At 62.3% G+C, this 17311-nt stretch carries 25 protein-coding genes and 2 pseudogenes; 20 read left to right on the top strand and 7 right to left on the bottom strand.

What is annotated here, in order from left to right; genetic code table 11:
• The first annotated feature begins 166 nt into the window (after positions 1-166).
• From GXY01S_RS06005 to GXY01S_RS05990, 4 genes are read left to right on the top strand one after another with little or no spacing between them, the layout of a single operon-like run.
• On the top strand, positions 167-2149 hold the full coding sequence (locus GXY01S_RS06005; protein WP_061273060.1) for a lytic transglycosylase domain-containing protein: 1983 nt from the start codon (positions 167-169) through the stop codon (positions 2147-2149).
• A gap of 1 nt (position 2150) precedes the next feature.
• Positions 2151-3449 (top strand): DNA circularization protein, encoded by a 1299-nt coding sequence (locus tag GXY01S_RS06000; RefSeq protein WP_061273058.1) that lies wholly within the window; start codon positions 2151-2153, stop codon positions 3447-3449.
• Positions 3446-4627: a phage baseplate assembly protein gene (locus GXY01S_RS05995; protein ID WP_061273055.1), complete on the top strand. Its 1182-nt coding sequence runs from the start codon at positions 3446-3448 to the stop codon at positions 4625-4627. Before GXY01S_RS06000 ends, GXY01S_RS05995 begins: the two co-directional genes overlap by 4 nt.
• Positions 4628-4636: 9 nt before the next feature.
• Positions 4637-5137, top strand: a complete 501-nt coding sequence (locus GXY01S_RS05990) for a phage baseplate assembly protein domain-containing protein (RefSeq protein WP_061273053.1) — start codon at positions 4637-4639, stop codon at positions 5135-5137.
• Positions 5138-5140: 3 nt separating this feature from the next.
• Here GXY01S_RS05990 and GXY01S_RS05985 read toward each other — a convergent pair whose 3' ends face one another.
• The gene (locus GXY01S_RS05985) at positions 5141-5341 is read right to left on the bottom strand and encodes a DUF2283 domain-containing protein (RefSeq protein WP_061273285.1); all 201 of its coding nucleotides are present in this window, start codon (positions 5339-5341) and stop codon (positions 5141-5143) included.
• Positions 5342-5422: 81 nt separating this feature from the next.
• Here GXY01S_RS05985 and GXY01S_RS05980 point away from each other — a divergent pair, with 81 nt between their 5' ends.
• From GXY01S_RS05980 to GXY01S_RS16960, 12 genes and pseudogenes are all read left to right on the top strand, one after another.
• On the top strand, positions 5423-5923 hold the full coding sequence (locus tag GXY01S_RS05980; protein ID WP_061273050.1) for a phage GP46 family protein: 501 nt from the start codon (positions 5423-5425) through the stop codon (positions 5921-5923).
• A gap of 1 nt (position 5924) precedes the next feature.
• Positions 5925-7052 carry a baseplate J/gp47 family protein gene (locus tag GXY01S_RS05975; RefSeq protein WP_061273049.1) on the top strand — a complete coding sequence of 376 codons (1128 nt, stop codon included), beginning with the start codon at positions 5925-5927 and terminating at the stop codon, positions 7050-7052.
• Positions 7046-7642, top strand: a complete 597-nt coding sequence (locus GXY01S_RS05970; RefSeq protein WP_061273045.1) for a YmfQ family protein — start codon at positions 7046-7048, stop codon at positions 7640-7642. The genes GXY01S_RS05975 and GXY01S_RS05970 overlap by 7 nt, the downstream gene beginning before the upstream one ends.
• Before the next feature lie 3 nt (positions 7643-7645).
• Positions 7646-8821 (top strand): hypothetical protein, encoded by a 1176-nt coding sequence (locus tag GXY01S_RS18880; RefSeq protein WP_255210369.1) that lies wholly within the window; start codon positions 7646-7648, stop codon positions 8819-8821.
• A 191-nt stretch (positions 8822-9012) separates the two neighbouring features.
• On the top strand, positions 9013-9267 hold the full coding sequence (locus GXY01S_RS05960; protein WP_146222747.1) for a hypothetical protein: 255 nt from the start codon (positions 9013-9015) through the stop codon (positions 9265-9267).
• 65 nt (positions 9268-9332) lie between these two features.
• Complete coding sequence (locus tag GXY01S_RS05955; protein ID WP_061273038.1) at positions 9333-9641, top strand: hypothetical protein; 309 nt, start codon at positions 9333-9335, stop codon at positions 9639-9641.
• 54 nt (positions 9642-9695) lie between these two features.
• Positions 9696-9998 (top strand): annotated as a pseudogene (locus GXY01S_RS05950) (structural protein); the annotation flags it as partial.
• A gap of 1 nt (position 9999) precedes the next feature.
• Positions 10000-10338, top strand: coding sequence for a hypothetical protein (locus tag GXY01S_RS05945; RefSeq protein ID WP_061273035.1), 339 nt, complete (start codon positions 10000-10002; stop codon positions 10336-10338).
• Positions 10339-10413: 75 nt separating this feature from the next.
• The gene (locus GXY01S_RS05940; RefSeq protein WP_255210368.1) at positions 10414-10743 is read left to right on the top strand and encodes a hypothetical protein; all 330 of its coding nucleotides are present in this window, start codon (positions 10414-10416) and stop codon (positions 10741-10743) included.
• Between the two features lie 160 nt (positions 10744-10903).
• Positions 10904-11530, top strand: coding sequence for a hypothetical protein (locus GXY01S_RS05935; RefSeq protein WP_061273028.1), 627 nt, complete (start codon positions 10904-10906; stop codon positions 11528-11530).
• Between the two features lie 94 nt (positions 11531-11624).
• A complete protein-coding gene (locus tag GXY01S_RS18875; protein WP_255210367.1) occupies positions 11625-11759 on the top strand; it encodes a hypothetical protein in 135 nt (44 codons plus the stop codon).
• 169 nt (positions 11760-11928) lie between these two features.
• The gene (locus tag GXY01S_RS16960) at positions 11929-12309 is read left to right on the top strand and encodes a nuclear transport factor 2 family protein (RefSeq protein WP_165399193.1); all 381 of its coding nucleotides are present in this window, start codon (positions 11929-11931) and stop codon (positions 12307-12309) included.
• A 260-nt stretch (positions 12310-12569) separates the two neighbouring features.
• Here the strand turns inward: GXY01S_RS16960 and GXY01S_RS05925 are convergent, their stop codons facing one another.
• The gene (locus tag GXY01S_RS05925) at positions 12570-12911 is read right to left on the bottom strand and encodes a helix-turn-helix domain-containing protein (protein ID WP_174520922.1); all 342 of its coding nucleotides are present in this window, start codon (positions 12909-12911) and stop codon (positions 12570-12572) included.
• A complete protein-coding gene (locus GXY01S_RS05920; protein ID WP_061273023.1) occupies positions 12899-13177 on the bottom strand; it encodes a BrnT family toxin in 279 nt (92 codons plus the stop codon). The genes GXY01S_RS05925 and GXY01S_RS05920 overlap by 13 nt, the downstream gene beginning before the upstream one ends.
• A gap of 136 nt (positions 13178-13313) precedes the next feature.
• Here GXY01S_RS05920 and GXY01S_RS05915 point away from each other — a divergent pair, with 136 nt between their 5' ends.
• Positions 13314-14132, top strand: coding sequence for a hypothetical protein (locus GXY01S_RS05915; RefSeq protein WP_061273020.1), 819 nt, complete (start codon positions 13314-13316; stop codon positions 14130-14132).
• Entirely contained in the window at positions 14129-14740 is a 612-nt protein-coding gene (locus tag GXY01S_RS05910) for a hypothetical protein (RefSeq protein WP_061273017.1), read from the top strand. Before GXY01S_RS05915 ends, GXY01S_RS05910 begins: the two co-directional genes overlap by 4 nt.
• Positions 14741-14989: 249 nt before the next feature.
• Here the strand turns inward: GXY01S_RS05910 and GXY01S_RS18870 are convergent, their stop codons facing one another.
• Together GXY01S_RS18870 and GXY01S_RS18865 are read right to left on the bottom strand one after the other, a co-directional pair.
• A complete protein-coding gene (locus GXY01S_RS18870; RefSeq protein WP_061273015.1) occupies positions 14990-15241 on the bottom strand; it encodes a tyrosine-type recombinase/integrase in 252 nt (83 codons plus the stop codon).
• Between the two features lie 229 nt (positions 15242-15470).
• Positions 15471-15596 carry a hypothetical protein gene (locus tag GXY01S_RS18865; protein WP_255210366.1) on the bottom strand — a complete coding sequence of 42 codons (126 nt, stop codon included), beginning with the start codon at positions 15594-15596 and terminating at the stop codon, positions 15471-15473.
• Between the two features lie 98 nt (positions 15597-15694).
• Between GXY01S_RS18865 and GXY01S_RS05900 the strand changes: the two genes are divergently transcribed.
• Positions 15695-16012: a hypothetical protein gene (locus tag GXY01S_RS05900; RefSeq protein WP_061273012.1), complete on the top strand. Its 318-nt coding sequence runs from the start codon at positions 15695-15697 to the stop codon at positions 16010-16012.
• Between the two features lie 112 nt (positions 16013-16124).
• Here the strand turns inward: GXY01S_RS05900 and GXY01S_RS17980 are convergent, their stop codons facing one another.
• Together GXY01S_RS17980 and GXY01S_RS17975 are read right to left on the bottom strand one after the other, a co-directional pair.
• Positions 16125-16493 (bottom strand): DUF6232 family protein, encoded by a 369-nt coding sequence (locus tag GXY01S_RS17980; RefSeq protein WP_146222746.1) that lies wholly within the window; start codon positions 16491-16493, stop codon positions 16125-16127.
• Positions 16494-16576: 83 nt separating this feature from the next.
• Positions 16577-16903 carry a hypothetical protein gene (locus GXY01S_RS17975; protein WP_061273009.1) on the bottom strand — a complete coding sequence of 109 codons (327 nt, stop codon included), beginning with the start codon at positions 16901-16903 and terminating at the stop codon, positions 16577-16579.
• Positions 16904-16995: 92 nt separating this feature from the next.
• On the opposite strand from GXY01S_RS17975, the pseudogene GXY01S_RS05890 reads away from it, so the two are divergent.
• Positions 16996-17311 (top strand): annotated as a pseudogene (locus tag GXY01S_RS05890) (IS21 family transposase); the annotation flags it as partial.

Raw genomic sequence — 17311 nt, 5'->3', positions numbered from 1 at the left:
TGCCGATTACGAAGCTGATTGGCAGCGGCGAATGACACAAACAATCATTGGGGTATCCGGCAGGCATCAACTTGAGGCCGTGGATGCCCCTTTTTTATGGCTGCCCTACATCTGGCAATCGAGATTGCGGATCAGATTGCAGCGGAACTGAAAGGGGAGGCTGCACGTGGCAAACAGCGGCGTTAAGGTTACCATCTCGGCAGCCGACCGGGCCAGCTCCACGCTGGAAAAGATCAACAAGCGCATCGCTGGGCTACAGGCCCCGGTGCGCCGCGCGCAGGCCGCCTTCGGGCGGTTTGCCTCGCTATCCGGCCTCACACGCCTGAAAAACGGCTTCGTGGGTTTGGCTCGCGAGGCGCTGGGTGCGTTCCGCTACATCGGCCAGATCGTGCCGGTGCTGGGCGCAATCACGGGCTCTGCCAGTCTTGCGGGCATGTATCGGCTCGTGGGGGCATGGGGGCAGTTCGGCACACAGCTGCGCACGGTATCGGGCAGCATGGGCATGGCACCGCAGAAACTGCAGGCCATGCAGAACGCCGCCCGCCTGTCCGGCAGCTCAGCTGAGGCCATGACCGGCGCGCTCCAGACGCTATCACAGACGCGCTGGAATGCGCTGAACGGGATGGACCCACGCGCTGCAGCGCAGTTCAAGGCGATGCACCTTGACCTCGATAAGCTATCCAAGGAACCGGTAGACAAATTCTTTGATCGCGTGGCGCATTCCATTCGCGGCCTGCGTGATCCGGTCGCCCGTACAATAGCGGCAACCACGCTTCTGGGCGGTGCTGGTGAGCAACTCCAAGCAGTCCTCCAGCAAAGCGATAAAGAATGGCAGCGCAGCCGCGAGGAAGGCGAGCGCCACGCGCATATGACAGCGGAAGCCGCGCGCCAGGCCGATGAGTATCGCCGCTCGCAGGAAGGCCTGACCCAGTCGGTCGAGGATTTCGGCAACAGCATTGCCCAGGCAGCAGCCCCCGGCCTGATCGATCTCAATCACTTCCTGACCGACCTGATCGACACCAACCGCGACTGGATCGCGCAGGACATTGGCAGCTACGTCAAGCAGTTCTCCTACTGGTTCCGCAATGGCGGCTGGGACAAGATCAAGACCGACATCGAGGACGCGGCCCATGCCGTGTCTGATGTGGTTAAAGAGCTGGGTGGCTGGGAGTCCGCAGGCAAAAAGGCCCTGGTCGCCATCGGGCTGCTCTATGCCGCCCCGGTTCTGGCCGGGCTGTTCAGTCTGGCGGCAGCCGTGCTGGGCATCGCCACCGCCTTTTCCAAAGTAGGAACGGCGGCAACGGAAGCGCAGGTTGCGGCCCAGTTTTCGTCCGCTCCTGGTGGGCGCGCGCCATTCCGCCCCTCTGCCGCAGGCATGTTCGGGCTGCTGAATTTCGCCACCACTCTCTATCAGGCCCACAGGGATGGCGTTCAGATTTCAGGCGAAGGGGAAGGTCTGCTTGATCACGTCCCCGGCTATACCCGCTTCAGCCGGTGGTGGGATCGCATGTCCGGCGCGGCTGTTGCCCCACTCGATCAACCAGTGCAGGCCGCAGCGCTTCAGGCCGCCCAGAAATATGGCCTGGACCCGGATCATTACATTGCCCTGCTCCGCGCGGAGCATGGCGGGACGCGTAACGTCTCGCCAGCGGGTGCCTTCGGCCCCAGCCAGCTCATGCCAGATACCGCGCGGGGTTTGGGATTGCCAGCCTCGGTCGATGCCCCGGGCTATAGCTGGCAACAGAACCTTGATGGCGGCGCACGCTATTACCGCCAGCTGCTGACCCGCTACCAGGGCGATTATGCTGCCGCCGATGCAGCCTATAACGCTGGCCCCTACAGCAAGTCGGTGCGGCAATTTGCCCAGACGCATGACCCGTCGGTACTCCCGCAAGAGACGCAGAATTATATCAGTTCCATCGCCAGAATGTCCGGTTTCAAATCCGGGCCGCCCATTTCCCTGCCCTCCAGCGGCAACGGCACTAATGGCGCGGATGGCGCGCCAACAACCGTCAATGTCGGCGTTGCAGTGCATGCCCCGCCTGGCACGAAAGTTCAGGTCACCGATGCGCCGCCCGGCGCGAACATACGGCCCCAGATCCAGACCCAGCGGGCCATGCCGCCCGAGATAACCGCAATAGGAGGCTGACATGTCCGGCACCCTCACCACCCTGGTCGGGGAATATCTTCAGGCCTCTTTCCGGGGTGTTCCGTTCGTGGTGGTGGGCAGCGGTGGGCAGAATGGCCGCAATACCGCCATGCATGTCTATCCCTACAACCCCAAGCCGTGGGCGGAAGACATGGGCCGCGCACCGCGTCCCTACCGCTTCCGGGGCTTCCTGATCGGGCCGGAATGCTGGGCGCAGCGTGACCTGCTGGCCATGGCGGCCGAGACCAGCGGCACGGGCCTGCTGATCCACCCGGTCATTGGCGCCATACAGGCCAGCCTGCTGCGGTGTGACTGGTACGCCCGTGATGGGGTGATGCATGTCATCGACATCGAACTGGAGTTTATCGAGGCCAGTTCCTACCTTTCCAGCACCATCCTGCTGGCACTGCATGCCGCCATAGCCGTTGCCGCCGTGGCATTTGGCGGCGCCATCTCGTCTGATTACGCCGCCACCACGCTCACCCCCTACAGCTACGGCGCAACCGTGCTGCATGCCGGGCGCGATGTGGCGTCCGACTGGGGCAGCCGGGCCAACGGTGCCATCCGCTCCCCCCGCGCCTTCGCTGGTGCCATGGCGGCGCTCCCCGGCAATATCGGGCGTTACGCCAACGGCAGCGGGGCCGTGGTGGATGACAGCGCTACGGTGGACACCATCCTCGCCGGGCTGACCGCCAGCGCCCAGACGGTCAGCAATAATGTGGCTGCCCTGGCCGATGCAGGTGATGCATCCACGCTGGCTGCCGCCATCCTCGTGGTGCCTGAATCCATCCGCTCGGCCATAGCCGATCCCGCCGGGCAGATTGCGGTGCTCCTGCCGCTGGCCACCTACAGCCCGGCAGTGGTGGCCTCGGGCGCACCGATCGGCGGCGCGATTGCAACGGCACAGACCGCGACTGCAACGCTGTGCCGTCAGGCGGCCCTGCTCTCGCTGGCCTACGCCCTGGCCGACTGGCAGCCCGCCACGTCGGATGAGGCGCAGGCCATGCGCTTACGCATCGGCACCATGCTGGATGATGAAGCGGTGATCGCGGCGGATTCCGGTGACGATGCCACCTTTCAGGCCCTGCGCAATCTGCGCGCCCAGGTGCTGCAGGATCTGGCCGACCGCGCTGCCCGCCTGCCCGATCTGGTCACCATCACCCGCAATGCCCCCCTGCCCGCGCTGGTGCTGGCCCAGCAGGTCTATGCCAACGGCTCCCGTGCAACAGACCTGATCCGGCGGGCAAACCCCATCCATCCGGCATTCATGCCCACGAGTTTCGAGGCGTTATCGTCATGAGCGGAACCCTGTCTGCCCTTTCCGACTTCGTGGGGTGGACACCCCAGCCGTCCGACCAGGTCTCGGTCATCATCCTGCGCGGCACAAAGGCATGGGCCATCAGCACATGGACGGGTGCGACCATCCGCATGGGCGTGGAAATCATGCCCTGGACGGCAAACCTGTCCATGACCACACAGGGGCCGAACGCTGCGACCACGATCGACCTTGCCGAAGGTGACAGCTGCCAGCTGCTGATCGGCAGCACGCTGGTGTTCACCGGCTATGTCCAGACCATCGTGGAGGACATCGCACCCGGCCAGCACAGCATTGAGGTGCAGCTGGCCTCAAAGAGCATTGATCTGGTGGAATGTGCGGCGGAGTTCTCTACGTTTCAGATGAACAGCACGAATGCGCTGGCCATCGCCCGCGCCGTCTCCGCCTTCGCTGGCATACAGGTGATCTCGGTGGCTGGCGCGGGCAATACCGACATTCTGGCCTTCTCCGCCATCCTGACGGAAACGGCCTACGAAGTTATCGAGCGTGTGACGCGCCTTGCCGCCGTGCTGTTCTATGACCAGCCGGATGGCAATATCTGCCTGTCACGGGTCGGCTCCCGGCATGCGGCCAGTGGATTTGTGGTGGGCGGCAATGTCGAGCGCATGCAGCGCGTGCGCAGCATGGCCGGGCGCTTCTCCAGCGTGCAGGCCCTGAATATTGCGGCCATCACGCTGTTTGAGTCCCCGCAGGCTGACAGGGCCGTGGAGCAGATGAGCGCCAATACTGCACCATTCGATGCGCAGGCTTTTGACAGGGGTGTAAAGCGCACCCGCAACATGCTGATCCCGGTCGAGATCGGTGACAGTAACGCCACCATTGCTCGCCAGCGCGTGCAGTGGGAAGTCAACCGGCGATATGGCCGCGCCTATCCGGTTTCAGTGACATGTGACAGCTGGCGTGATGATGCAGGCAACCTGTGGTTGCCGAACACACTCGCGCCGGTCTCCTTCCTTGGCGGATCAAAACAGGTTGACCTGCTGATCGGCGAACTGGTCCTGCGGCAGGCCATTGGGGAAGGCACGCATGCCGATGTCACGCTGATGGACCCCGCCGCCTATGCAGTTGAACCGATCATCAATCCGCTGATGCAGAGCGCCTTTTTCCAGGCGCTGGCATCGGGTCAGGGCCAGTCAGGCTAAGGGTGCCAGATGTCATTTCTTCCCCGCGTCGCCCGTGGCGTGATGATGCTCATCGGCATCGGGCGGCAGACCGCCGATACGGATGAGGCGCCCGCTACGCCAACCGTGCAGGCTACGCTGCTCAAGGGCGAAATCCACAGCGACATGCCGCTCATGCAGCACGCAGGCTTCGCCTGTCGCCCGCTGGCGGATTCCGATCATGTCATCGTCTTCATCGGTGGCAACCGCCAGCGCGGCGTATCCATCGCCAGCAATGACCAGAACAGCAGGCCGAAAGACCTGCAGCCCGGTGAGACATGCATTTACAGCCCCGCCACCGGCAGCCGGATCTGGCTCAAGGCCGATGGCTCCATCGCGCTGCTGCCTGCCAATAACAAGGTCACCACCCCCGGCGATTTCACGGCCGGGGGCATCATCACCGGCAATGAAGTCGTGGCGCAGGGCAAGAAGCTGTCCAGCCACGAACATTCCAACGGCAACAACGGCGCGGATACGGGTCCGCCCGTCTGATGCTTACTCCGCCGCGACCCCATGAATGGGGCGCGACGTGCGCTCGCGCACATCAAGCACCTCGATGCCGATCAGCGCGCCATCGGCATCGTAATCCAGTATCACGCAGGGGGAGACTTCGCGGGTTTCCACGGATTTCGCCCCTTCCGGCCCAACCCAGATGAACATGGCGTCGGCCTCGGGATCGTAGCTGGTTTTTATCATGACCTTGCTCTCCATTCCCTGCCCGGCAGGCATAGCACACAAGGCGGCGGCCTCCACGCCCATCGATCTCACGGGAACATAATGGATATCGCAATCATCTGGAACGTCCGCGAAGCCCGCGGCGACTGGCCCATCGTGTCCGGTGACCTCGCACTCGACAACCCGCTGCGCTCGGCCGTCATGGTTTCCCTGTTCACCGATCGCGTGGCCCCCGAACAGCCATCCTCGGCCGATACGGCAGCAGGCATCCAGTCTCCCAACGGCGCACCGGGTTCGGCTGCGGCCGACCGGCGCGGCTGGTGGGGCGATGCCTTTGCCGACCTGCCCATCGGCTCGCGCCTGTGGCAGCTCAAACGCGCGGTGAAGGTGGGCACGCGGGCCATCCCGCGCGAGATCGAGAGCATCTGCACCGAGGCCCTGCAATGGCTGGTCGATGATGGCGTGGTGCGCTCGATCGCGGTCAGCGCGTGGTGGAGCGCCACCATCCCCACCATGGCCGAGTTCTCGGTCACCCTCACCCAGCCGGGCAACAGCACGCCTCAAACCTTTACCTTCTCATGGGCCTGGGAGGGCCTGACCTGATATGGCCTATCCACGCCCCACCCTGTCGCAGCTGCGCCAGCAGGCCCTGCAGGATGTCGTCAGCGGTGGCATTCCCGGCGTCGTGGCCGTGCTGCGCTTCTCCGTGCTGTACGTGCTGGCCATGGTGCTGGCCGGGCTGGCGTGGCTGCATTACGGTTATATCGACTGGGTTTCCCTGCAATCCGTGCCGTGGACGGCCACGGATGAATATCTGGCCGCATGGGGCGCGCTCAAGGGCGTGTACCGCAAGGGGGCCACGGCCGCGACCGGCACGGCCACGTTCCCGGCCACCGGCACCAGCACCATCCCCGCAGGCACGCAGTTCGCACTACAGGGCGGCGTGCTGGCCACAGCCACGGCCGAGAGCGTTACGGCCGATGGCACGACCGTGGTCAGCTGGACTGCCAGCACAAGCGGCAGCGCAGGCAACGTCACGCTGGGCACCATCGCCACCCTGTCCAGCCCGGTGCCCGGCATCCAGACCAGCGGCACGGTCACGGGGGTGACGGTCAGCGGGGCCGACATCGAGGATGAGGACGATTTCCGCACCCGCGTGATGGACGCCTTCCAGGCGCAGGGGGAGGACGGCAAGCAGGCGGATTACGTGGACTGGGCCGAGGCCGTGACCGGCGTCACCCGCGCCTGGTGCGTGGGCAACGGCTTCGGCGCGGGCACGGTGGTGGTCTACGTCATGCTCGATGAGGCCAACGCCGCCACGGGTGGTTTCCCGGTCGGCACCGATGGCACGGCGGCAGGTGATCCCCGCTACACCACGGCAACGGGCGACCAGCTGACGGTAGCCAACGCGATTCAGGCCGAGCGGCCCGTCACGGCGCTGGTCATTGTCTGCGCGCCCATCGCCCAGCCGGTGGACTTCGTCATCACGGATCTCGGCACGGGCGACACCACGGCCAACCATGCCGCCATCAAGACCGCGCTGGCCGACATGTTCCGGCGCAAATCCGCCCCCGGCGGCACCATCAACCCCAATGACTGGCAGGAGGCCATTGCCGCCATCGGGCTGGACAGCTTCGAGGTCCAGTCCCCGACCGATCCCGTGGTCGGCGCCAATCAGGGTAGCATGCCGGTGCTGGGCACGGTCAGCGGCGCGGATGGCGTGGCATGGTAGCGCCCATCTTTGCCACGTCGGATTTCCGCACGGCCCTGCTCAACCTGCTGCCGCGCGGGCGCATCTGGTCGCGTGAGCCGGATGGCATGCCCTACCAGATCGCGGGCGTGTGGGCGCCCACCTTCCAGCGCAATGGGCAGTCGGCCGGTGAGCTGATCGCCGATGCCTTCCCCTCCACCACGGCCAACCTGCTGCCGGAATGGGAGGCCACCCTCGGCCTGCCCGATCCCTGCGCAGGGGAAAGCCCGACCATCGAGCTGCGCCGCGCGCAGGTGGTGGCCCGGCTGACCGATAATGGCGGGGCTTCCGTCGCCTACTTCATCGCGTTCGCCAAGACGCTTGGCTTCGACATCACCATCACCGAGTTCGCGCCCAGCCGCTTTGGCCGCAAGTTCGGCACGCCCTTCGGCGGCGATGCCTGGGCGCATACGTGGCAGGTCAACGCCCCGCAGTTCACCATAACGCCCCTGCGCTTCGGCAACGCCTTTGGCGAGCCCTTCGCCACCTGGGGCAGCACGGTCCTGCAATGCGAGCTGACCGCGCGCAAACCCGCCCACACCATCCTGATCTTCAACTACAGCGAAGGATAACCGATGGACCTCATCATCGGCACCGGCACGGTCACCGAGGCCAGCCGCGACACGATGCCAGCCACCGGCACGCCCGGCTGGGCCACGGATGGCAACCCGGCGGCCACCATCCCCGCCACCGACTTCCCGGCCGCGCACTACAACATGCTCATGGCCGAGGTCATCCAGCCCATCCTCGATGCGGGCCTGACGCTGGACCCGGCCAACTGGGGGCAGCTCTCGGCCGCCATCAAGGCCTTGGCCAAACAGGCTGCCTCGGGCGCCGTGCTCGGCTCCCCCGGCGTTCTGGCCACGGGTGATGTGGCGGGCAGCGTGCTCTACTATTCCGCTGCCCTCGGCGCGCCCGCCTTCACCTACGGCACCACCACGGTCAGCCTGCTGACCACGACCGCGCTGGACGGCTACGTCACCACCGGGGCACTCACCACGGCGCTGGCGGGCTACCTCTCGCTGGGCGGCGGCAACGTCACCGGCGACATGGACTGGGGCAGCAAAACCACTGCGGGCACGGTCACGCACCAGTTTTGGTCGGCAGGGGCACCCGCTGCCGGTGATGCAACGCCTGATGCTACCCTGACCGTAACGGGCGGCACGCCGGGCACGGCCAATCAGGGCACGTTTCGCCTCTCCACTGGCACGTTCGATCTGTCCGGGTCGGGCAAGGTTCTGGTGCCTGACGTAGTGGATTTCACCACGCAGGGCGCGCTGGGCGCACGGGTGGCCGAGGGACGGTACGTCGGGTCGGTTCTGGCGGCTGGTACCACCAACGTCCGCATCACGGACATTCAGGAGGATGCCAGCGGTAACCTGATCGCCACGATGTCGGACGGCACAACTGAAAGTTATGCCCCGTTCAGTTGCGGAGTTTTTGAAGCGTCCGGTATCCTGCTGGATGGGTTCTGGACTAAGCAAGGTAATGTTTTGCGGCAAATGCTGCATGTTTCTCAGACTTCTTCCGAGCAGCAGCAAGATATTATTTTCCCGTTCGCATACACTGGTGTTCCGGTGGCACAGGTTACTGGACGGGTTTCCGCCGGTAGTGCTGTCAGTTCATGGGTAAACATAACATCAGGATACCCTACCGCTACAGAACTAAAGGTTTATTACAGGTCATATCTTAATAGTTCATACGACGCAGCCGGTGAATTGTGGATTACAGTTGAGGGAATACTGTCGTGACAGATTGGAAAACGACTTATACAAGCCGATACTATGCGCTTTATGATACTGCGGCTATGCAGCCCGCCCCCGTCACCGGCTGGATTGATATCAATCTGTTCCGGTCCCAGCCTGCATGGCTCCCCGCAGCGTCGGCCCTTCTGCCCCTGACGGCAGAACAATGGGCTGCCCGGTCCCCGTCCGGACAGGCCGTGCAGGGCGCAAATATCGTGGCCTATCCCGCATTGATGGCGCAGGCGCAATCGACCTATGCCGCAGCCAATGCATCGGCGAGCGTGGCCTATACGGCGAAAAATGTAGCCATTCCCGATGATGTGGCCGCCTATCTCAAGGCGCTGCTGGCCATCGCCAACGGCACGGACATCACCAGCACGGCATTGCCTGCGGCTCCGGCTGACCTTAACGGCACGACAACGGCGGCCAGCACGGCCACCACCACGACCTGACCCAGCCGCACAACCCGCGCCTGCCCGACCGCCCTTGAGGCGGTTTTTTATTGCCTGGAAATCTGATGTTCATTCTGTGGAGAGTGCTGGGGTTCGGGGACGACCCCCAGCTGCGCGACCGGCTGGTCCGCGTCGAGACCAAGGTCGAATCAACCGAGACCGACCTGCGCGCCCTGCGCGGCGAGGTGCGTGACCTGTCGACCGAGATGCGCGAGTGCATGGGCCAGATCATCGGCGGCATGAAGGCCATCAAGCAGATCGGGGCGGCCATCGTCGGCCTGATCACCGTGATCGGCACCGTCGCCGCCGCCCTGTTCGCTTACCCCCCATTCTGTGACTGGTTCGGCCAACTCCTGCACGGTGGACATCCATGAGCCCGGGCAATCCCCCTGAACAAGGAACCTGACGCCATGAGCGAACTCCCGCGCGGCATCCGCGCGCTGCGCCGGGAGCTGCTGCTGTACGGGCAGCGGGGCCTGACCACGGTAGCCAGCATCATCTCCGTCTATGCGCCCACCAGCGAGAACGCCACCGGGGCCTACATCAACCTGCTGTGCAGCCGGATGGGCGTGCAGCCCGGCACCACACTGGACCTGAACGACGCGCAGACCATGCGGCAGATGATCCTTGGCATCACGCTGATGGAGAACGGGCCGGGGCACATCACTCTGCCCCAGATCGACCAGGCGCTGCACGGCCTGCCTGCCCTGCCCCAGCCAGCCGAGGCCTGACATGGATCCCTTCTCGCTGCTGCAGGATGTGCTCTCGATGCTCCCGGCCCAGTATGCCGGGGATGTCGTGGTCATCCTGTCCTTCCTGATCTCGACCTGCGCCCTGATCGCGCGGTTCTGGCGGCCGCCTGACCCCACCTCGAAATGGGTGCTGGTCTGGACCATCGTCACCGCCATTGCCCAGGCGCGCGGGTGGAACCTGCCCGCCTACCAGCCGGGCAAAAAGGCCGCGATGGTTCCGGCTACCGTGCCCCGGCAGGAAGTCGAGCAGCGCCTCGATGTGCCGCCCGGCTCCACGCGCCCCGGCAAGCCACCGGCACGCGCCTCCCCGCCAGCCTGACTGGCTGGTCCCGGCTCAATCATCCTGATTCCGCAACCGCCTTTGAGGCGGTTTTTTTGTATGGAGACGCCTCTCATGGCTGACGCAACCACCGCCATCCCTGCCCTCGAGACCCTGATCGAGACCGCGCTGGGCAGGAAAGACACGGCCACCGCGCAGGCCGACATCGCACTGGCAGGCACCCTGCTGCAGACGCTGGTGCCGGTGATCGTGGCGCGCGCCGCGCCCAACCTCGACCTGGCGGGCATCGATGCCGCGCTGACCAAGGTGCTGACCGGCATCACCGACCTGAAAACGGCGATCGAGACCAAACCCGCGACCGCCAGCGCGACCTCGGCCGCAACACCTGCCCCGGAAAAGGTCGAGGCTCCGCGCCCGGTCGTGCCCGGCCAGCCGCTGCGCTGATCTGTCAACCGGATAGGGCCGGTCTGTAAACCGGCCGCCGGGCAACCTGATCGCTCCAAACCCGTAAACTGGTCCACCTGAACCATGAGAAAAATGCCGGTTTCCTACGGCATCATGGCGCGGGTGGACTATTTTCATATCCAGACTGGAAAGCTAGTCCATGACCCAGCATATCAACCTCGTGGCCGTCGATGGCGGCCGCCGCCGCTTCCTCGGCAGGGCACTCATGTCTGCAGCCGCGATCGCCGCCGCTACTGCCCTGCCTGCCTGCACGGTCACGAAGAACGGTGATATCACCACCCTCACCCTCAACGTGGCAGCCATCAAGGATTACGGGCAGGCCGGCCTCAATGCCGTCTCGACCATCCTGAGCATCGCAGCCCTCGCCAGCGCCATCGGCGCGCCGACCGTGGCCATCATCAATGCGGGTGATACCGCACTTGACGCAGCCCTGAACGCCTTTTCCTCGGCGGCCGGATCCACGCTGACCATCACCTACGATGATACGGACTGGAAAAGCCGGGTGGATAGCGTGCTCTCTGCCCTCGGCACGGTCGAGAAAGACCTGAGCGCCGCCATCACCGGGGTGGAGACCAAGGTCGCCAGCACCGACCTTTCCAACGCCAACACCGCCCTGAACGCGCTGGCCACCATCGTGTCGGCCTTCAAGGCCCTGCTGGACAGCGTGGCCGTGCGGCGCCCCGTCGGGGCCATGGCCAGCGCCACACCTGCCCCTTCGCAGGCGCAGGTGCAGCAGGCGCTCAGGGTGCTGGGGGTGACGGCATGACGCCCGTCGGCATCTTCGCCCTCTGGGCCGCCAGCACCATTGGCGGCATGCTGGCGGGCTTCATCCTGCTGGCCTATCTGGCGAGCAATTCACGATGACGCCCTTCATGGAGGGCGTCATCTCCGGTGCGGGCGGCACGGTCGTCCTCATCGGGTTGCTGGTTGCGATCCCGCTCAAGCTGCATGCGCTTTATGTGGCGGCGCAGTTGCGGAATCGTGGGCTGGAGTAGCGGTTAAAAATACCGCCTTTGCTACCACCTCGTTGTGGATAAGGTGAATATCGATACGCTCCAATACCGATGAGAGGCACCGCATGGAATACTCATGTTGCTACCCTTTCGTAACAGATGTAAAATTCTATGCCAGTCGTTATGTACTGGATCAAAAAAAGGACTGATCGTGAACAAGAAAAATATACCGGTAAGTGAATATAAAAATGTTCGAGATCTCCTTGAAAGATATGTCGAGGCCTTACGCACTGGCAGTGTCGATATGATGTCCGGCATATTTCATAAGGATGTCGTGACGCATGGCATTGTCGATGGTGAACTTGTGGGGGGAACGGGCAATCTGGCAGCAGAATTTGTCAGGATCAACGGAGCTTCCCCAGAAATTACATCTCATATCGATATACTCGACATAACCCCTGTCACGGCGGTGGCACGCATTATCATCGAAAATGATGCTATTGGCTCCGACTGCTGTGAATATGTCAATCTGATCAAAACAGACGGAAAATGGTCAGTATTTTCCAAAGCTTTTCTTCAGTTCGACAAGTAAAATACCTTGGGAGGCGCTCAGGATGTTGGGGGGGGGGGACGGCATGACGCGCACCGGCATCTTCGCCCTCTGGGCTGCCAGTACCATTGGCGGCGTGCTCGGGGGCTTCATCCTGCTGGCCTCTCTGGCGCGCAATTCACGATGACTGTTCACGCACTCGGCAGAGTGGCAGAAGGCCCGGCGCAAACGCCAGATTGACGACACGCTTGGGCCGCCTGCGCCAGAACCATCGAACGATTGAGAAGAATGTAGCGTCCGCGCTATTCCGCCGCCATATCCAATGCCCGGCGCGCCGCATCTGGTTCCCGCCCCAGAATACGCAGCAACGCCTGCACAGCCGGATCCAGCCCCACACGCCCCTGTTCCCAGTTGCGCCATGTCGCCACAGGTATGCCGGTCAGATCCGCGATCTGTTTCTGGGTCATGTGCAGGGTCTTCCGCACGGTTGCGGGCGTCGGGTATGGGGCGGACAGATGGCTTGTATCATTCGTCCCATCCTCACGGGCCTGACGGTCGATATCAGCTTCCGTGGTGGCGTTCACCTTGTCCCGGTCGATGGTTCCACCGTGCCGGGCGATCTGATGCAATGTCATCCTTGCCATTTCTTCCACTCCTTCTCGTGCATGCGGCGCGCAGAGATGATCCACGTCACATCGCCGCGACGCGTGTAGACGACCATGTAACGGCATCCTTCGATCATCCCGACTGCCTGAATCCGTGTTTCACCGTAATCCTTGCGGGTGTCTTCGCGTTCGATCACGTCCCCAAGAAAAATGCGGGCAGCGTAAATGAAATCGAAACCACGGGTGGAAAGGCACGCTGCGCTTTTTTCATCGTGCCAGTCAAAGGCGTGATGTGTTGCCGTCATAGGCATCCTATACGCTAGAAGCGTATAGTTCGCAAGGGAAACAGTACGCTAACGGCGCATGTCCGATCAGAACAATCAATCGTATTATACAACCACAAGGCGGCTCTCCGGAGCTGCCTTTTTTATTGGAAACACCATGACAAATCGCAAACTTGCGCAAATCCGCAAGCTGGGCTGCCGCCCTGCGCAGACGCGCCCGGGTCAGCCCTCCATGTCGGCCATGCGTGGCTTCATGGCCCGGCAGGCCCCTGCCCGGCTGGACCGCAGCCATATCGATCCTGCCCCACTGCTGCTGGGTAATGACGTGCTGGGAGATTGTACCTCGGCCGGGATTGGCAACCACATCCGCGCCACGTCCGCCCTGAACGGGTTCCAGACCGGCATCACCACGTCACAGGCCGTGGCGTTCTATTCCCGCTCCACTGGCTACGTGCCGGGCAACCCGGGCACGGATCGCGGCGGCGTGGAGGTCGATGTACTGACCACCGCGCTACGCGATGGGTATGCCGTGACCAACCAGACCCTATTCCCCCTCTGGGGCAGCGCGGATCCGGCTGACCTGAACGGCGTGCGCAATGTCATGGCAGGCCTATCGACGGCCTATCTCGGCGTGCAGCTGGCCGACGCCGATCTGTGGGAGGATGAGAACGGCGCGCTGGCTCCGGTGTGGGATACAGACATCCCGGCCGGACACGGTGACCCGAACCCCAACCCCGCGAACGGCCATTGCCTGCTGGGCTGGGATTACACCGGCACGGATGACACGGACATCGTGACCCTGCTCACCTGGGGCACCACGCAGCGCGCGACCTGGCGCTGGGTGCGCAGCAGGATCATGGAAGCCCATGCGCTGGCGTGGCGCCAGTTGCTGCCCGCCTCGACTCTGGCACCGAGCCAGCCGGACTGGGAGGCGCTGGTTACGGCGAATGATGCGTATCTGCGGGGTGTAGCGTGAGGGCGGTTCTGGCGCTGGCCTGCGCCCTCGGCCTGTCCGCCTGCGCTCATCAGGCGCCCGTGCAGACCACGATCCCGGCCGCCATGGCAGGCATCCAGTCCAGCCTGGCGCAGGCCGGGGTGGTATCGGTCTCCCATGCGGGTGACTGGACGGCGGAGCAGGACGCCCGGTTTACGCGCGCCGTGCGCGCTGCCCAGTGCAGCCAGCACACCCCCGACCCGGTGGTGGGGACGATTGCAGGTGACGTGACGCTGCAGCTCTCCGGCCAGTTTACGCAGGGCGGTCAGTTCAGCGTGGGTGCGATCACGACGGCACCCACGTTCGGGGTGCAGGGTGACGCCAGCCGGACGCGAGGGCAGACGGTCAGTCTACCGGTGGCATATGCCCCTCTGTCCTCAATGCCTGACGTGGAGATGTCCAGGCAGATCGGATACGAGACCGAGATGCTCGCGCAGAACGATGAGGCACGGCATGCCGAAGCCGCGAGGTTGATTGCGGATCGTGAGGAATTAAGAGGCCGCGTGCAGGCTATGATCGATAGCTGGGCCACAGACGGTTGCAGCAGCCACACGGCAATCGGCCCGTTTGTGGGAAGCCACGGCAGGTGACCCGAGCATCGATTCGAAAGCCAAGTGAGAATCGACGATCAGATTTAGCATGCCAGCGCTAACCCCTTGATTCCAAACGATTGGAACAGAGTAAGAAAATTGCTAAATAGCATTGTTTTTGTTGGCTTATATAGGAAATCATAATCCCTTGGTCGGCGGTTCAAATCCGTCCACCGCTACCATCTGCGTTAGGATTGATTTCCAATGATTTAGCAGAATGAGACGGCCCTTTAACGGAGCCGATGCTAGTCACTTGATTTCCCCCTTTTCAAAAACGCTAGTCACTCCCCTCGCCTTCTCCCTTGCATCAAGGGCTCGGGCAGAGAACTTTGCAATGGCGTTGACGGCATGGGTTTTCTGCTCGGCATGGCGCACATAGACGCTCACTGATGCTGCCGTCGCGTGGCCCGTGATCGACATGATCTCCCTCTCCGTGCATCCCATCTCCGCCAGCCATGAGGCTGCTGTAGCACGCAGACCGTGCCAGACGATGCCCTGCACCCGCTCCACCCTGCTGGATGATGGCACGACGTGCACAGAGGTTTTCCGTGTCCGCCGGATCCAGGAGATCGATGGCCGGAAGCGCTTTGTGATTGTGGAATGTGAGGAAGAGAAAAACAGCTGATGCCCCCCCCCGGCATTCAGATGAAGGTCACGCTTTCGGCGGACCTGCTGGTCTTTGACAAAAATGAACTGCCCCGGGTTTACCGGAGAGCGATTTGTTCAGTAATCAGGCAGCGATATCAAGCCTGCTCTGATCTGCATAATCCGAGCGATTCTCGTCCAGAAGGCGCACGGCGCGCTCACGGAACTCAGGCGAATAACGCGATGTCTTCTTCTCTACCGTAGGGCTCATCCTCCGAGAGCTTTACTCTCCGGTAAACCCGGGGCAGTTCATCCTCACGAAGCCAGATCCCGGCCAAGGTTACGGGCACGCTGGCCCGATCGATCAAGGTGCGCCCGTTCCGCTCAGGTGAAGGCGTTGCCATCCGCGATACGGCTTTCTACGCGCTGTTTCTTGAAGCCGGTGCCCACGGCAGCGGTCGCAGCAGTTCAGGCGATAGCGGGGGACGAGGCACCAAGGGCGGCCAGATCACGGGCCGCACCTACCAGCGCGGCAGGCACGGGATTGGCAAATCCCGCGTCCTGACCGCCTGCCCCTTCCTCGAGGTCGCCCTGGCGCAACGGGAAGCCTCTCTCGGCCCGCGCATCCGGCGGGCCGTTCAGCAGGGTATCAAGCTGGAAAAGGCACCATCTGCTGCGCCCAAATAATCACCTGACCGCTGCCATCGGATGATCCAAAAGACGAAAGCCGCCGGTGCAGGCACACCGGCAGCTTTTTGTTTCACCCCTATCTATAACAGAGGAAGAACGTGGCTTAATTCTAGCGAAGGGAGATTGCCTGTTCAATCGCGTGATGCAATTGCACGGCATACGTTTGGTCAGAAGTCTGAAGTGCGGGATGATCGCCTGAAGAGTTTTTGATCAGAACGGTATATTTATACCAAGGTGCTTTTTTTGCCAACTTGTACCATATGAAAATAAATATAAGGCCTGGTATCACATAAAACCCAAGGCCAATAAAGATTATGACAATTCCACAAATTGCAAGAAACACCTGAACAGGATCAATTTCTTTGTTGATGATCGTACTTCCTATCGATCCAACAGAATAGCTTGCATTACCAATCTTAATCAAAGATTGATCCACACTTATATCATTCTGTTTAAATATGACTTCGTTATTATTCATAATATTTTCTCCATATACGAATTTCCATCATATCAAAATTTAGAATAATTACGCAATATGCTCGGTATAAAAGACGCTATTACCTAATCATCTTTTTGGGGCACAGAAGCCGACGCATTGAAACTTTTATTCTTTGTAATCCGGCTACTGCCAAGTCGCATGAAAATCCCGGATAATTCCAACCATTGAACATAAATACGATCATCCGTCAGATCCGGGCAAATGCCCCGATCTTCAACGGGAACGTGGCGGGTGCGGCCGAATACGCCCTCGCCCAGGATCAGGCATGGATGCCCGGCCCCTGCGGCTACGTCGTCCCGCTTGATGATGAGCCTGTGAGTGCTGGTTGTAATCTCCCCAAATGTGCTGGTTGAAAATTCCCCAGTTTGAGGACTGTGCGTGATCGTCATGGGGGCATGCCCCCATGACGATCACGCGGCACATTTATCCCTGCTGATGCCAAAGGAAGGGCGAGCAGGTGATAGGACTCAGGGAGGTCGTTTTGATCCAGGAACTCAAAAGACAGGGGCTCAGCATCAGCGCCATCGCGCGCCAGACAGGGCTCGATCGCAAGACAGTGAAGAAGTATCTGGCCAATGGGCTGGAGACTCCAGCCTATGCACCGCGTAAACCGGTGGCCAGCGCAGCAGAACCTTATCGAACCTATCTGTTGGAGCGGATGGCAAGTTATCCCGGACTTTCATCGCGCAGGCTGCATCGTGAAATTCGCGACATGGGATATGACGGTGCCTATTCATCGCTGACGGAATATCTCCGGCAAATCCGCCCCCCGCTGCCCAGGCCTTATGAGCGGCGCT

Source organism: Komagataeibacter xylinus NBRC 15237 (assembly GCF_001571345.1).
Taxonomy (GTDB): Bacteria; Pseudomonadota; Alphaproteobacteria; order Acetobacterales; family Acetobacteraceae; genus Komagataeibacter; species Komagataeibacter xylinus.
This window is presented reverse-complemented; position numbering and strand designations above follow the sequence as displayed.